The 15009-nt window shown below is 45.1% G+C and carries 16 protein-coding genes; 15 read left to right on the top strand and 1 reads right to left on the bottom strand.

Annotated features, from left to right (window positions below; all coding sequences use genetic code 11):
- Nucleotides 1–181 precede the first annotated feature (181 nt).
- The 10 genes from secA to ACERC8_RS08755 all read left to right on the top strand — a co-directional run bounded on the left by secA (nt 182) and on the right by ACERC8_RS08755 (nt 9407).
- Nucleotides 182–2722 (top strand): preprotein translocase subunit SecA, encoded by a 2541-nt coding sequence (gene secA / locus ACERC8_RS08800; RefSeq protein ID WP_373659519.1) that lies wholly within the window; start codon nt 182–184, stop codon nt 2720–2722.
- A gap of 57 nt (nt 2723–2779) precedes the next feature.
- Nucleotides 2780–3148, top strand: a complete 369-nt coding sequence (gene acpS, locus ACERC8_RS08795) for a holo-ACP synthase (protein WP_373659518.1) — start codon at nt 2780–2782, stop codon at nt 3146–3148.
- A complete protein-coding gene (alr, locus tag ACERC8_RS08790; protein ID WP_373659517.1) occupies nt 3138–4241 on the top strand; it encodes an alanine racemase in 1104 nt (367 codons plus the stop codon). Before acpS ends, alr begins: the two co-directional genes overlap by 11 nt.
- A gap of 60 nt (nt 4242–4301) precedes the next feature.
- Nucleotides 4302–4829 carry a topology modulation protein gene (locus ACERC8_RS08785; protein WP_373659516.1) on the top strand — a complete coding sequence of 176 codons (528 nt, stop codon included), beginning with the start codon at nt 4302–4304 and terminating at the stop codon, nt 4827–4829.
- Between the two features lie 29 nt (nt 4830–4858).
- Nucleotides 4859–5533 carry an N-acetyltransferase family protein gene (locus ACERC8_RS08780; protein ID WP_373659515.1) on the top strand — a complete coding sequence of 225 codons (675 nt, stop codon included), beginning with the start codon at nt 4859–4861 and terminating at the stop codon, nt 5531–5533.
- Between the two features lie 5 nt (nt 5534–5538).
- The gene (locus ACERC8_RS08775; RefSeq protein WP_373659514.1) at nt 5539–5928 is read left to right on the top strand and encodes a hypothetical protein; all 390 of its coding nucleotides are present in this window, start codon (nt 5539–5541) and stop codon (nt 5926–5928) included.
- 29 nt (nt 5929–5957) lie between these two features.
- The gene (locus ACERC8_RS08770) at nt 5958–6287 is read left to right on the top strand and encodes a DUF4298 domain-containing protein (protein ID WP_373659513.1); all 330 of its coding nucleotides are present in this window, start codon (nt 5958–5960) and stop codon (nt 6285–6287) included.
- A 47-nt stretch (nt 6288–6334) separates the two neighbouring features.
- A complete protein-coding gene (locus ACERC8_RS08765) occupies nt 6335–7348 on the top strand; it encodes an acyltransferase family protein (RefSeq protein ID WP_373659512.1) in 1014 nt (337 codons plus the stop codon).
- A gap of 107 nt (nt 7349–7455) precedes the next feature.
- Entirely contained in the window at nt 7456–8223 is a 768-nt protein-coding gene (locus ACERC8_RS08760) for a GntR family transcriptional regulator (RefSeq protein WP_373659510.1), read from the top strand.
- An 11-nt stretch (nt 8224–8234) separates the two neighbouring features.
- The gene (locus ACERC8_RS08755) at nt 8235–9407 is read left to right on the top strand and encodes an SIS domain-containing protein (RefSeq protein ID WP_373659509.1); all 1173 of its coding nucleotides are present in this window, start codon (nt 8235–8237) and stop codon (nt 9405–9407) included.
- 31 nt (nt 9408–9438) lie between these two features.
- On the opposite strand, the gene ACERC8_RS08750 is transcribed toward ACERC8_RS08755, so the two are convergent.
- Nucleotides 9439–10149: a GntR family transcriptional regulator gene (locus ACERC8_RS08750; RefSeq protein WP_373659508.1), complete on the bottom strand. Its 711-nt coding sequence runs from the start codon at nt 10147–10149 to the stop codon at nt 9439–9441.
- 195 nt (nt 10150–10344) lie between these two features.
- Here ACERC8_RS08750 and ACERC8_RS08745 point away from each other — a divergent pair, with 195 nt between their 5' ends.
- The 5 genes from ACERC8_RS08745 to ACERC8_RS08725 are packed head-to-tail and all read left to right on the top strand — an operon-like array spanning nt 10345 to nt 14787.
- On the top strand, nt 10345–12111 hold the full coding sequence (locus ACERC8_RS08745; protein WP_373659507.1) for a beta-galactosidase family protein: 1767 nt from the start codon (nt 10345–10347) through the stop codon (nt 12109–12111).
- 21 nt (nt 12112–12132) lie between these two features.
- The gene (locus tag ACERC8_RS08740; RefSeq protein WP_018369250.1) at nt 12133–12618 is read left to right on the top strand and encodes a PTS system mannose/fructose/N-acetylgalactosamine-transporter subunit IIB; all 486 of its coding nucleotides are present in this window, start codon (nt 12133–12135) and stop codon (nt 12616–12618) included.
- A gap of 48 nt (nt 12619–12666) precedes the next feature.
- Nucleotides 12667–13578 carry a PTS mannose/fructose/sorbose/N-acetylgalactosamine transporter subunit IIC gene (locus tag ACERC8_RS08735; RefSeq protein ID WP_373659506.1) on the top strand — a complete coding sequence of 304 codons (912 nt, stop codon included), beginning with the start codon at nt 12667–12669 and terminating at the stop codon, nt 13576–13578.
- A complete protein-coding gene (locus ACERC8_RS08730) occupies nt 13565–14386 on the top strand; it encodes a PTS system mannose/fructose/sorbose family transporter subunit IID (RefSeq protein WP_373659505.1) in 822 nt (273 codons plus the stop codon). The genes ACERC8_RS08735 and ACERC8_RS08730 overlap by 14 nt, the downstream gene beginning before the upstream one ends.
- Complete coding sequence (locus tag ACERC8_RS08725) at nt 14386–14787, top strand: PTS sugar transporter subunit IIA (RefSeq protein ID WP_026216702.1); 402 nt, start codon at nt 14386–14388, stop codon at nt 14785–14787. Before ACERC8_RS08730 ends, ACERC8_RS08725 begins: the two co-directional genes overlap by 1 nt.
- The last annotated feature ends 222 nt before the right edge of the window (nt 14788–15009 follow it).

Below are 15009 nucleotides of genomic sequence, written 5' to 3'. Positions count from 1 at the left end.
TTTCACCTTAGTTTGGCTTTTGATCAATATTTGAGAAAACTCATCTAGTCAAAAAAGGGAGGAGGAAGGATAAAACAACAAACAGAGGTTCATGCGTTTGTCGTGTTACACTAAGTGTTTCCTTGAAATTATAAGGTGATTATGATAAAATAAACTGATTGTATACTCGAAAGGAATCGACATGGCAAATATTGTACGTAAGCTCGTTGAAAATGAAAAAGGCGAGTTGAGAAAACTAGAAAAACTAGCAAAAAAAGTTGAAGCCTATGCTGATGAGATGGAGGCTTTGACAGATGAGGAATTACAGGCAAAAACGATTGAATTTAAGCAGCGTTATCAGGCGGGAGAGACCCTAGATCAGCTTCTGCCAGAAGCGTTTGCGGTGGTGCGTGAGGGAGCTAGACGTGTTCTTGGTCTTTACCCTTATCGTGTACAAATCATGGGTGGGATTGTCCTACACCATGGGGATGTGCCTGAGATGAGAACGGGTGAGGGGAAAACCTTGACGGCTACCATGCCTGTATACCTCAATGCCCTAGCTGGCGAAGGGGTACACGTGGTCACTGTCAATGAGTACTTGTCAGAGCGCGATGCGACTGAGATGGGGCAATTGTACAGTTTCCTAGGTTTGTCTGTGGGGATTAACCTTGCGGCGAAGTCTCCAGCCGAGAAACGCGAAGCTTACCTTTGTGACATTACCTATACCACTAACTCTGAGGTTGGTTTCGACTACCTCAGAGACAACATGGTTGTCCGCCAAGAAGCCATGGTCCAACGTCCGCTTAACTATGCCTTGGTCGATGAGGTAGACTCTATCCTGATTGATGAAGCCAGAACACCACTCATTATCTCTGGTGCGCAAGCCTCAGATGTCAGCAAGCTATACTTGTTGGCAGACCATTTTGTCAAGACCTTGACACCAGACGACTACATCATTGATGTGTCAACTAAGACCATCGGGATGTCAGATTCTGGGATTGATAAGGCAGAAACCTACTTCAAACTTGACAATCTCTATGACGTTGAAAATGTCACCTTGACACACTTTATCGATAATGCTCTTCGTGCTAACTACACCATGACCTTGGACATTGATTACGTTGTGAGCGACAAGGAAGAAATCCTCATCGTTGACCAATTTACTGGTCGGACTATGGAAGGTCGCCGGTTCTCTGATGGTCTTCACCAAGCCATCGAAGCCAAGGAACATGTTCCAATTCAGGATGAGACTAAGACCTCTGCCTCAATTACCTATCAGAACTTCTTCCGGATGTACAAGAAACTGGCAGGGATGACCGGTACGGGTAAAACAGAGGAAGAAGAGTTCCGTGAGATTTACAACATGCGGATTGTGTCCATTCCGACCAACCGTCCAATTGCTCGGATTGACCATGCAGACCTGTTGTACCCGAGCATGGTGGCTAAGTTCAAAGCCGTTGTCGCAGATGTCAAAGAGCGCTATGAAAAGGGGCAACCTGTCCTTCTTGGGACGGTAGCGGTTGAAACCTCAGAGCTCATCTCTCGTCTCTTGGTGCAGGCTGGTGTGCCACACGAGGTGCTCAATGCTAAAAACCATGCCAAAGAAGCTCAAATCATCATGAACGCAGGTCAACGCCATGCCGTTACCATTGCGACCAACATGGCTGGACGCGGAACAGACATTAAGCTGGGAGAAGGTGTCCGTGAGCTGGGCGGTCTCTGTGTTATCGGAACAGAGCGCCATGAGAGCCGTCGGATTGATAACCAGCTCCGCGGACGTTCTGGTCGTCAAGGTGACCCAGGTGAGTCCCAATTTTACCTTTCTCTGGAAGATGATCTCATGCGTCGTTTCGGTTCTGACCGTATCAAGGCAGTCTTTGAGCGCATGAATTTGACTGAAGATGAAGCAGTTATTAAGTCTAAACTCTTGACCAGTCAGGTTGAGGCTGCGCAAAAACGTGTTGAGGGTAACAACTACGATACCCGTAAGCAAGTTCTTCAGTACGATGATGTCATGCGTGAGCAACGCGAAATCATCTACGCCCAACGTTGTGATGTCATCACAGCTAATCGTGACCTCGGTCCTGAAATCAAGGGCATGATTAAACGAACCATCGCACGTAATGTCGATGTCCATAGTCGTCTCGGACGAGACGAAGCACTGGAGTCAATCATCAACTTTGCACACACGGTGCTTCTGCCAGAAGATGCAATTAGCATTCAGGACATTGATGGCTTGAAATTCCCAGAGATAAAAACCTATCTTTACGACCGAGCGATTGAAGTTTATGATTCACAAATCGCTAAACTGCGCGATGAGGCTGCAGTTATCGAGTTCCAAAAGGTCTTGATTTTGATGGTTGTGGACAACAAATGGACAGACCATATCGACGGCTTAGACCAGTTGCGCAATGCGGTTGGTCTGCGTGGTTACGCTCAAAATAACCCGATTGTTGAGTATCAGTCAGAAGGTTTCCAAATGTTCCAAGACATGATTGGTGGCATTGAGTTTGAAGTGACAAGAACCATGATGAAGGCTCAAATTCATGAGCAAGAGCGCGAGCGTGCCCCTCAAGAAGCTCGGACAACTGCAACTAAAAACATTGCGGCTCAACCGATTGGTGCAGTGGGGCAAGCGTCTGAAAACCTGGACTTGTCAGGGATTGAGCGTAACGCCAAATGCCCGTGCGGTTCTGGTAAACAATATAAAAACTGTCACGCTCGACATACGGACGTGGTCTAAATTGATACGATAGGGTGGCGAAAGCTGCTTTATCGTATTTTCGTCAGGAGGCAAGACATGATTGTTGGTCATGGCATCGATTTGCAGGATATGGGGGCAATCGCAGAGCTCATTGTCAAAAAGCCCGCCATCATTTCAAAAATTCTAAGGCCAAAAGAGCTCACCGTTTTTGAGCATCTCCCAGAAGCACGGCGTTTAGAATATCTAGCTGGGCGCTGGTCAGCCAAAGAAGCCTTTGCCAAGGCTTACGGAACAGGGATTGTTAAAGGCTGTGGTTTTCAAGATTTGGAAATTCTAGCGGATGAGAGAGGTCGCCCCATTTTTACCAAGCACCCTTTTGAAGGGAAGGTTCATGTATCGATCAGTCATTCGGGCTCGTTTGCCCAAGCCAGTGTGATTTTAGAAGGAGGAGAGCATGGTCACTAGTCTGCATCGTCCAACGTGGGCGACCGTAAATCTTAACCATATCCGCAGTAACATTCAGCAAATCATCGCCCACCTGCCAAAACCTGTCAAAACGTTGGCAGTTGTTAAGGCAGACGCCTATGGTCATGGTGCTGTTGCCGTCGCTCAATCCATTCGCGAGTTGGTTTCTGGTTTTTGTGTCTCTAATCTTGACGAAGCGATTGAGTTGAGGCAAGCTGGCTTGCAGGAGATGATTTTGGTATTGGGAGTTGTGTTGCCTCAGCACGTGCCGTTGGCTATTGCTAACGACATCACCCTCACGGTGGCAAGCCTTGATTGGGTAATGGCAGCGCAGGAAGAGGGCGTTGATCTGTCGCAACTGACGGTACATTTGAAAATCGACAGCGGCATGGGGCGTCTGGGGTTCCGACAAGCGGCAGAGACCAAACAGGCGATGGCATGTTTATCAGTCGCTGGAGTGGCTATCTCTGGTATTTTCACGCATTTTGCGACAGCAGATGAAGAAGATGATCGCTACCTTAGGACACAATTATCAGAGTTTAAGGAGCATTTGAAGCAGTTAGACTGGGTGCCAGAGCTTGTTCATGCCAGCAACTCAGCGGCAGCGATTTGGCAGGAAGAGACAGTTTTTGATGCGGTTCGTCTGGGGGTCTCAATCTACGGGCTAAATCCGAGCGGAACTGCCCTGACCTTGCCTTACCCTCTCAAGCCTGCTCTTGGGTTAAGTTCTCGATTGGTACAGGTCAAACGTGTTGATAAATGCTCAGCTATTGGCTACGGAGCAACCTATCACAGTGCTGGTGAAGAGGTGATTGGCACAGTGCCTATCGGTTATGCAGATGGTTATATCCGAGATTTGGCGGGCTTTCATGTACTGGTTGATGGGCAGGAGTGTCCAATCGTTGGGCGGGTGTCGATGGATCAGCTGACTGTTCGGTTACCCAAGGCTTACCCCCTGGGGACTGAGGTGGTTCTGCTGGGAACTAGCGGTGAGCGAGAGATCACCCTCACTGAGGCCGCAGCCCACTGTCAGACCATTAACTACGAACTGGCCTGCCTGATTAGTGACCGTGTTCCGAGGGTTTATGACTAGCCTCAGACTAAAACTGGTAAGCTGTTTTGTCTAATCGTATGGGACTTCAAGGAGAAATCAATGAAACTAATCGTCATCGGTTGCCCAGGTGCGGGAAAGTCCACCTTGGCTAGAACACTCAGTAACGAGCTAGGGTTACCTCTCTTGCATTTGGATAGGATTTGGCATGCGACAGATTATTCGCCCCAGGCTCGGCAGGCTTTTAGTCAGCAGGTCGAGACATTTATGGCTGAGCATGAGGCTTGGATAATCGATGGTAATTATGCCAACCGCCTACCTCAGCGCCTCCGTCATGCCGACACGGTTCTCTGGCTGGCCTATCCTCGCAGGCTCTGTCTTTACCGTGTGCTGGTGCGGACGTTTAAAACAGTCTTGTTCGGGGCGAAGCGCCCCGACATGGCAGAGCAGTTCAGGGATCGATTGGATAAAGAGTACTTGGCATTTTTACAGTTTGTTTGGCAGTTCTCGAAAACCACTTATCCAAAATTGGAACAAGCCCTGGCTGATTTTTCAGGTCAAGTTTATCGTTGCCGTAATAGCAAGCAAACGCATCAGGTTGTTCAGCTCATAAAGCAGCCGCCTGCCTGACTGGCTCCGCTCTATCAGAAAGGAAATTCATGATTATTCGCCCTTACGTTGTCTCTGATGAGAAAGGCTGGGTTTATACCAAAGCCCTCAGCTATCTCTTTTCCTCTTTTTTTGACGATCGTGAACCAACTAAGCCTGATCGTGACCAAACTGTTTTTGAAGATAGAATCGAGTTGGTAGCAGAAGAAGAGGGGCAGATTGTTGGTTTGTTAGACATTGATATCTACAATGCAGACTATAGCCGTAAATACCTCTATGCTCCTGCGGATAAGGTGGCGTATTTTACCAATCTAGCTGTTCATCCTGATTATCAGGGGCGAGGTATTGCCCAAGCCCTGTATCAAGAAGCTTACACCCAACTCTTGGAAAAAGGGGTGGAAAAATTGGCTATCTTTACCCGTGAGGGTGATGCAGCCAATCACCTCTACCAAAAATGGGGCGGGCAGCTTGTCTGTCAAGATTGGTTGGTGGTAGGTGTTCCAAAAGACCTTTCCCAACCGAGCTTTGCGATTGACTTAAGGGCTCAGCAAATCTGTCTGACAGGTCAAGATGGTCAACCTCAGCCTTATTATCTCCGTGAGGGGATTTATATCGTGACAAAAGAGACAGATTTAGCCCATTTTACGATTGACACGATGTATAAGGAATACACGTATGTGATTGAGTTGCCTAAAAGGGCTAATCATCACGAAAGGAAAGGTTGATACAGATGTCACGGTTACGTCAACGAGAAGAGTTAAAGCAGCTCGAAAGCCTTCATGCTCGTTTGGTCGGAAAGATTTCGGGGCTGGAAGTTCAACAGAATGAAACAAAAAAAGAATTATCAACCCTTAAGCAAGAACTAAATAGTGTCAATCAAAAGATTAGTGCCTTGAAACATCAGTCAGAGTTGATCATGTCTGAGCATGCCATATTACGCTATGTGGAACGGGTTTTAAAGATTGATTTGGATAGCTTGGTTACTTCCATTGTGGAAGACAGTGATTTGCTTCTCCAGATTGAGACGCTAGGCAATGGAACTTATCCGATGAAGAATGGCGACTACAAGGTTGTTGTGAAGAACAACGTGATTATCACAGTTGTTGGAAAAGATAGCTAATGGCATGGCAGCTACAGAAAGGAAAAGAGATGACACCTATCACCGAACGCATTGCTGAGATGGAACAGCACTTGAATCAACAGCTGATCTGGTTGCAGGACATTGAGCCCTTAGTGGCAAACGGCTTTGAACAACTGACAGGAGCAGAGGCGCTTTTTAGCTATTATGGCAGCCAGCAGTGGAAAGAACACCTAGCCTTAGATGAGGCAGGAAAGTTACCATCTGACCTCAAACGAGGGGTGCTGTCAGAAGACGGCATCTACAATGCTCTGCTTGATTACAAAGAATTGGCAGAAGATCTTATCGCACTCGGTCAGCAAATGCAAGAGGTACTAGCCAAAACAGCTGACAAGAAGTAAAACTGCTTAGTAGCAGTGATCGAAGAACAGTAGAAGGAGACCGCTAATTGTCGGATAAACCTAAAGCAGTCTACCCGCTGCTTTCCTTTTTTCAGTACCTCTTTGCAATCGGGGTGTTGGTGGTGCATAGCGGTAGTCTCTTTGAGCAACCTCTTTACCATTTTATAGCTAAAAGTATCTTTGCCCGTCAAGCTGTTCCTTTCTTTCTTATCAGCTCGGCTTATTTTTTAAGGAAAAAAGCCATAAATTCGCCTCGAGCAGAAACGGTCTATTACCGAAAGCTTCTCAAAACCTATGTGATTTGGAGTATGGTTTATCTGCCTTACGCTTTCTTTTATTTTCAGCAACTTGGCTTACCTATTTACCTTTTGCCTATCGGGCTCTTGGTCGGCTTACTTTATGTGGGGGTATGCTACCAGCTGTGGTACATTCCGGCTCTCTTGCAGGGCTTGTTTTTGGTCAAAGCAGGGCGGCGCTATTTGCCAGGTTGGTTGCTGTTTAGTCTCATCTTATTGCTTTACTTATTTGGGAGCATCGAGACTTATACAGGATACTTAGAGGGGACGGTCTTTGAGACCATTTATCGATCTTACGCCCAAGTTTTCCTTACCAGCAGAAATGGACTCTTCTTTGCGCCACTGTTTCTCTACCTTGGGCAAGTTCTAGCGGATAAGGAAGACCACCCTATCTTTGCAGGAAATCGTGGTTGGAAAGTCCTTATTAGTTTGGTGCTTTTTTTAGCCGAGGCCAGTCTGATTTTTACTCGTCAAGGACTAGATAAAAATTTCTTTCTGACTCTCCCCATCTTTAGCCTCAGTCTGTTTAATTGGTGCCTGCATTACCCGACCGCAGTGCCATGGTCAGGTCGCTCATTGAAAGACCTGAGTATGATTATTTACTTTGTTCATCCAATCTTCATCGAGCTAAGCCTATTTGCCTTCAGGCAATATGAGTTAAGCAGTTGGAAGCAAGGGCGTCTAGCTTTTACTAGTGCCCTCATCGGTAGTCATATCATAGCTCTGCTATTTCTCAAATTAAAAAGAACGAAAAAGAACATCTAAACACAAAAAGTTGTTCTTTATTTTTTGTTTTTTATAAAAAGCCTTGACAAACCATTCTGAAAGCGTTACAATAAAAAGGTGGTTATAACAAGTTGGGAGGAAATGTAATGCTTGAAACAACAGGTGACAAGCCTCTCTATCTTCAGCTAGTTGACGAACTGGAAACCACGATTCGAGAACAGATGTCTGTCAATGACAAATTACAGTCCGAGAGGGAGCTGACAGAGCAGTATGGCGTGAGCCGAATCACGGTTCGTCTGGCTTTGCAGGAGCTTGAGAGTAGAGGTCTTGTTTATAAGCAACAGGGAAAAGGAACGTTTGTTTCAGAGATTAGTAGCTCGGTGGTGGATTTATCAGCTGCCTATAGCTTTACTGAGCAGATGAAAAAGATGGGTAAGATGCCATCGACGACGATTATTTCCTTTAGCCAGAATCTCGCGCCGAGAGCACTGAGTGAGCAGATGGGACTAGGAGAGGGAGAGGAGGTCTACATTTTGGAGCGGCTCAGGCTAGCCGACCAAGTGCCGATGATGCTTGAAGTCTCTTATATACCAGTAGCTTATTTTCCTGAGCTCAGTCAGGAACTACTAGATACAAAGCCCCTTTACGACGTCTTTGCTGAACATTACAAGCAACCGATACGTTTAGCAGAAGAAGAGTTTTTTGCTAGTTTGGCTCTGGATTATGATGCCAAGTGGTTGGCTATTCCAGAAAACAGTCCTGTTTTGCAGTTGCAACGGAAATCGTACAATGCCAAAAACAAGCTCATCGAGTATACTGTTAGCGTCGCCAGGGCAGACCAGTTCCGCTACAAGATAACCCATCGTCAACAGAAAAAACCATTTTTTGGTCTTAATTTTAATAAAAAGAAATAGGAGGAACTTAGATGTTTGAACTATCTAAAGACAAGCTAGAAGCTCTGGGAGCCGAAATCACGACGCGTGAAATTCGCCAGCAACCAGAACTCTGGCAAGAAGCGCTTGAGCTGTATACCGCAGCCCAAGAGAAAATCACCGCTTTTCTAGACAAGGTGCGTGAAACCAGTCCAAACAAGCGTGTCAAAGTAATTTTCACAGGTGCTGGAACGTCTCAGTATGTTGGGGATACGATTCTCCCTTATTTGAAGGCCAACGGTGACCGTAGCCGTTACATCTTTGAAAGTGTCGGCACAACAGACTTGGTCTCTGTCCCTTTCCACCACCTTTTTGCTGACGAAACTCTGCTTTTGGTGTCCTTTGCTCGTTCAGGGAATAGCCCTGAGAGTGTGGCAGCTGTTGAATTGGCTAACCAAATCGTGCCAAATGCTTTCCACTTGACCATCACCTGTGCGCCTGAAGGACAGCTGGCTAAGCGTGCTGAGGGAGATGAGCACAACTGCTTACTTCTCATGCCAAGTCGCTCAAACGATGCTGGTTTTGCTATGACAGGTAGTTTTACCTGCATGCTCCTATCAGCACTTTTAGTCTTTGATGAGAGCAAAGATTTGGCAACTAAAACAGCTGTGGTCAAAGAGATTGCCCGTATGGCTGACGATATTGCTAGCCGTGAAGAAGATATCAAAGCGATTGTCGACTTGGATATTGAGCGGATTGTTTACCTGGGGTCAGGGCCGTTGACTGGTCTGACACGCGAAGCCCAGCTCAAAGTGCTTGAGCTGACAGCAGGAAAATTGTCAACCATGTTTGATTCGTCTATGGGATTCCGTCACGGACCAAAATCATTTGTCAATGAGAAAACATTGGTGGTTGATTTTGTCAACAACAATCCGTATACACGTGATTATGACCTTGACTTGTTAGAAGAGGTTTATGGTGATAAGATTGCTCTGAAGACCCTAGCTGTTGCCCAACGAGGAGAGCGTAACTTTAGCGGTGACACCTTTGAGTTGATTTCTGATCAACTGATTGACGATGCTTATCTTGCATTACCAATGGTGTTTGTGGCTCAGATTATCTCACTCTTGTCATCTGTTAAGGTGGACAATACACCAGATACACCATCAGCAACTGGTACAGTTAACCGTGTCGTAAAAGGTGTTATCATTCACGATTACAACTAAAAAAGCGGGGCTTCCCGCCCCGCTATGTTTGTTAATGTTTGTTTGCTGAAATCTCAAATTTGTAGAATTTCCAGTGTTTGTGACTTTCGATGTATTCCAAGACTTCCTGACTGTCTTGACGTTTGGTTGTCCGAATCTGCAGAACAGTCGGTTCACCAGTTTCAAGTGCTAAAGCTTTAGTAATTTTCTCAGGTCTTGAGAGACAAATCTCATTAGTTTCAATGAATGGTTCCTCTGACAAATGCAAGTCAAAGTCTAGTTTGAAGCGTTGGTAGATAGACACATAGTGGCTTTTTTTGGCATCAGGTTTGGCGATGTATTGCTCAGGAATATAAGACTCTTGATACATATAAGGCTCTGTTTTAGCCTTTCTGACACGAACAATCTTATAGTAAGATTTGGTCTTAGGAAGATTCAGTTTCTCTAAAATTTCAGGATCATTTCCTTTAGTCATTGACAAAACAGTAACGTTATCGTCAGCGATTGGGAAAAGTTCAATGTCTGAAAATGCTACAGCCTTACCTTTGCGGGAGCGTGAGACGAAGGTGCCTTTACCCTGATGACGCACGAGATAGCCGTCTTTAACCAAGTCGTTCAAGGCACGGATAACAGTGATAGAACTCACGTCGTAGATTTTGATTAGCTCAGCTTCGGTGTAAAAACGGTCGCCATTCTCAAATTTTCCAGATGTGATTTGTTTCTTTAAATCATTTTTGATGAGTTGATATTTAGGAAGTCTCATAAAAATACTCTCTTTCTACATATTAATGATGGTAAAAATTACTTCACAACAACATTATACTAAATAAACTAAAAAAAGACTAAAAAAAAGGCTAAAAACTTTTAAAAAAAAATAAAAAAAAGTTTTCAAAAACACTTGTCATAACCAGTTAGACGTGATATAATATTAGCATAGAAAAAGAAAGGGGTTTCAAATATGAGGTTCACTATCTCAGATGACTTCTATTTGAACGACCAGCCCTTCAAAATATTGTCTGGGGCGATTCACTACTTTAGGGTTCATCCAGATGATTGGTATCATTCTCTTTATAACCTCAAGGCTTTAGGCTTCAACACTGTTGAGACTTATGTTCCTTGGAACATGCATGAACCATCAAAAGGCCGGTTTACCTCAGAAGGTATCTTGGATGTCGAACGGTTCTTGGATATAGCAGCAGAGCTTGGACTCTATGCCATTGTCCGCCCGTCTCCCTTCATCTGTGCGGAGTGGGAATTTGGTGGGTTACCAGCTTGGCTATTAGAGGAGGATGTTAGGGTTCGGTCACGAGATGAGAAGTTTCTCAAACTCGTTGACGACTACTATGCTTGGCTTTTGCCAAAGTTAGCCAAACGTCAACTCGATCAAGGTGGGAACATTCTAATGTTTCAAATCGAAAACGAGTACGGTTCTTATGGTGAGGACAAGGTTTATCTTCGTGAGATGAAACAGCTCATGACAAAACATGGCATAACAGCTCCGCTATTTACATCAGATGGTAACTGGCGAGCAACCTTGCGAGCTGGGAGCTTAATCGAAGATGACGTGCTAGTTACCGCTAACTTCGGCTCAAGGGCACGTGAACGCTTCAAAGACGTTCAGGATTTCTTCGATGAACATGGTAAGAAATGGCCACTGGTGTGCATGGAATTCTGGGACGGTTGGTTCAACCGCTGGGGCGAAGAAGTGATTCGGCGCGATCCAGAGGAACTGGCTGACAGTGTGATGGAAGCCTTAGAGCTTGGCAGTGTCAACCTCTACATGTTCCACGGTGGGACAAACTTTGGTTTCATGAATGGTTGCTCAGCCAGAGGTCAAAAAGATTTGCCACAGGTAACGTCTTATGACTACGACGCGATTCTTGATGAGGCGGGCAATCCAACGCGTAAGTTCTACGAACTGCAAAAACGGTTGAAAGCCACTTATCCGAGTCTCACGTTTGCAGAACCTTTGGTGAAAACAGCTAAAGTTCATCCGAGTGCCAGTTTGGTTCATAAAGCGAGTCTCTTCTCCATTTTGGAACAATTACCGAGTGTTCAGAGCTTTTATCCGAAAAACATGGAAGCTCTGGGGCAAAATGTCGGTTATATTCTTTATGAGACGAGCATTGGGCGTGACAAGTTAGAGGATGAACGTTTCCGTGTCATCGATGCCAGAGATCGCATCCAAGTTTATGCTAATAACCAGCATGTGACCACCCAATATCAAGATGAGATTGGTGAGGATATTCTCCTACCACAGGAGAAATCTGAGAACAACATCAAAATTCTGGTGGAAAACATGGGTCGGGTTAACTACGGTCATAAGCTAACAGCGCCAACTCAGCGCAAAGGAATCGGTCGTGGGGCGATGGTGGATCTCCACTACATCGGCAACTGGACGCAGTACCCGTTGCCACTAGACAACGTTGACCAACTGGATTTGACAGGGTCTTGGTTGGAGGGATTGCCTAGCTTCTACCACTATCAGGTAGAGTTAGATGATCTAGCCGATACTTACCTTGATATGACAGGTTTTGGTAAAGGTGTTGTCTTCATCAACAATGTTAACATCGGTCGTTTCTGGGAAAAAGGACCAATATACTCTCTCTACCTACCTAAGGGATACTTAAAACAAGGACGCAATGACATCGTTGTCTTTGAGACCGAAGGCCGTTATCGAGAGCATATGACCTTCTCAGATAGACCAATAATAAAAAATTTATAGAAAAGCGAGGAACATGTTTCTATGGCAATCATCGGAACACGTATCGACGGCCGTCTCATCCACGGTCAAGTAGCTAATTTGTGGACAGCTAAGTTGCAAGCTAGCCGTATCATGGTTATCGACGACGAAGTGGCACAAAATGACATCGAGAAGCAAGGCTTGAAATTGGCTTGCCCTCCAGGTGTTAAACTGTCTATCCTGCCAGTAGCTAAAGCAGCTGAAAACATTCTGGCTGGTAAGTATGACTCACAACGTCTTTTCATTGTTGCACGCCGCCCAGACCGTTTCTTGAAACTGGTTGAGCATGGAGTGACCATCCCAGAACTCAACGTTGGTAATATGTCACAGAGCCCTGAAACAAGAGCTGTAACACGTACCATTAACGTTGTTGACAAAGACATTGCGGACTTTGATGCTCTCAACGCAAAAGGTGTTAAACTTATTGCTCAGATGGTACCAAACGATGCTGCTAAAGATTTCTTGCCATTGCTTGACAAGGTAAGATAAACTAAAATTGTTCAAAAAATATTAATAAATTTTTAGGAGGATGACATCATGATTCAATGGTGGCAAATACTTTTACTCACGTTGTACTCATTCTATCAAATCTGTGATGAGTTGACGATTGTTTCATCAGCTGGTTCACCAGTTTTCGCTGGTTTCGTATCAGGCTTGATTATGGGAGATGTTAAAACTGGTCTCTTTATTGGTGGTGGTCTCCAGCTCGTGGTACTCGGTGTTGGTACTTTCGGTGGTGCGTCTCGTATCGACGCAACATCTGGTGCGGTTTTGGCGACAGCTTTCTCAGTTACACAAGGCATCAAACCTGAACTTGCCATCACAACCATCGCGGTTCCAGTAGCAGCTCTCTTGGTTTACACCGATATTGCAGGTCGTTTCTCAACAACATTCTTTGCACACCGCATTGACGCTGCGATTGAGCGCTTTGACTACAAAGGTATTGAGTTGAACTACCTTCTCGGTGCTCTTCCATGGGGTCTCTCACGGGCTCTTCCTGTTTTCCTTGCTCTTGCACTTGGTGGTGGCTTCGTTGAAAACGTTGTAGCAGCGATTGATCAATACAAGTGGATTGCTAACGGTTTGGTACTTGCAGGTCGTATGCTTCCAGGTCTTGGTTTCGCTATCTTGCTCCACTACTTGCCAGTTAAACGCAACTTGCACTACTTGGCAGCAGGTTTTGGTTTGACAGCTATGCTGACTGTTCTTTACGGTAACATCTCTACTTTGGGTGGCGCTGTATCTAGCTTGGTTGGTGTTGCTAACGAAGGTCTTGCAGCAGATGCAGCTATTGCTTTCACTAACAACTTCAAAGGCTTGTCAATGATTGGTATTTCTATCATTGGTATTCTCTTGGCTGTGCTTCACTACCAAAACGCTCGTCGTACAGTGGTAGCTGCGCCAGTATCTAACGTAGAAAGCGGGGAAATCGAAGATGACGAATTCTAATTACAAACTTACAAAAGAGGATTTTAATCAAATCAACAAACGTAGCTTGTTTACTTTCCAATTAGGTTGGAACTACGAGCGTATGCAGTCTTCAAGTTACCTCTACATGATTTTGCCACAATTGCGCAAAATGTACGGAGACGGTACACCTGAACTCAAAGAAATGATGAAATTGCACATGCAATTCTTCAATACATCTAACTTCTTCCACACCATCATCACTGGTTTCGACCTTGCCTTGGAAGAAAAAGAAGGTATCGCTTCTAAAGATGCGGTTAACGGTATCAAGACTGGTTTGATGGGACCATTTGCTCCTCTTGGAGATACCATCTTTGGTTCCTTGGTACCAGCTATCATGGGTACGATTGCTGCGACAATGGCGGTTGAATCTGGTAGCCCAATCGGTATCTTCCTCTGGGTAGCTGTAGCTATGGCGATTAACGTCTTCCGTTGGAAACAGTTGGAGTTTGCCTATAAAGAAGGTGTTAAACTCATCACCACTATGCGCGATACTCTTACTGCTATCGTTGATGCCGCTTCTGTTCTCGGTGTCTTCATGATGGGTGCTTTGGTTGCAACCGTGATCAACTTTGAAGTATCATGGGCTCCAACGATCGGTGAGAAAGTGATTGACCTTCAAGACATCTTGAACTCAATCTTCCCACGTTTGGTACCAGCTATCTTCACAGGATTCATCTTCTGGCTCTTGGGCCGTCGTGGCATGAACTCAACTAGGGCTATCTTGATTATCATCCTATTGGCACTTGGTTTGTCTGCTCTTGGTCACTTCGCATTTGGTATGGCATAATGGGAAAACATTTAGTATTAGTTAGCCATGGTCGTTTCTGTGAAGAATTGAAAAAATCTACAGAAATGATTATGGGTCCTCAAGAAAATATCCATACAGTCGCTCTTCTTCCAGAAGAAGGTCCAGAAGATTTTCGTGCTAAGTTTGATGAGACCATTGCAGGTTTAGAAAATGTGGTTGTGTTCGCTGATTTACTCGGTGGTACACCAGCAAACGTTGTGTCAAGAGCCCTGTTAGAAGGTGCTGATTTAGACATCTATGTTGGCATGAACATGCCGATGGTTATCGGTTTCTTGAACGGTGTCCTTCTCGACCAAGATGTTGATCTGATTGAATTTGGAACAAGTAACATTCAACGTCTCAACGATCTCTTCAATAACGATGAAGACGAAGATGAATAACCTTTACTACTGGTTTTAAGTATCCCAGCCCTGCGATTTCGCAGGGCTGTTTTTTTGCGTCTATTGATAAGGCTAACGATAAAATCGTAATAGCACTCATGATGGACTAATATCGTCTGTTTAACTTGCCTCAGTTGAGACGAGTAAAAAAGGCTCTTTGTCAACTGTAGTGGGTTGACCCACTTAACACCGAGAGAGGACAGTTCTTGTCTTCTCTCGTTT

Source organism: Streptococcus sp. E29BA (assembly GCF_041807805.1).
In the GTDB taxonomy this organism is placed as follows: Bacteria; Bacillota; Bacilli; order Lactobacillales; family Streptococcaceae; genus Streptococcus; species Streptococcus entericus.
Note: the sequence above shows the minus strand (reverse complement) of the source record. Positions and strands in the feature narration are given on the sequence as shown.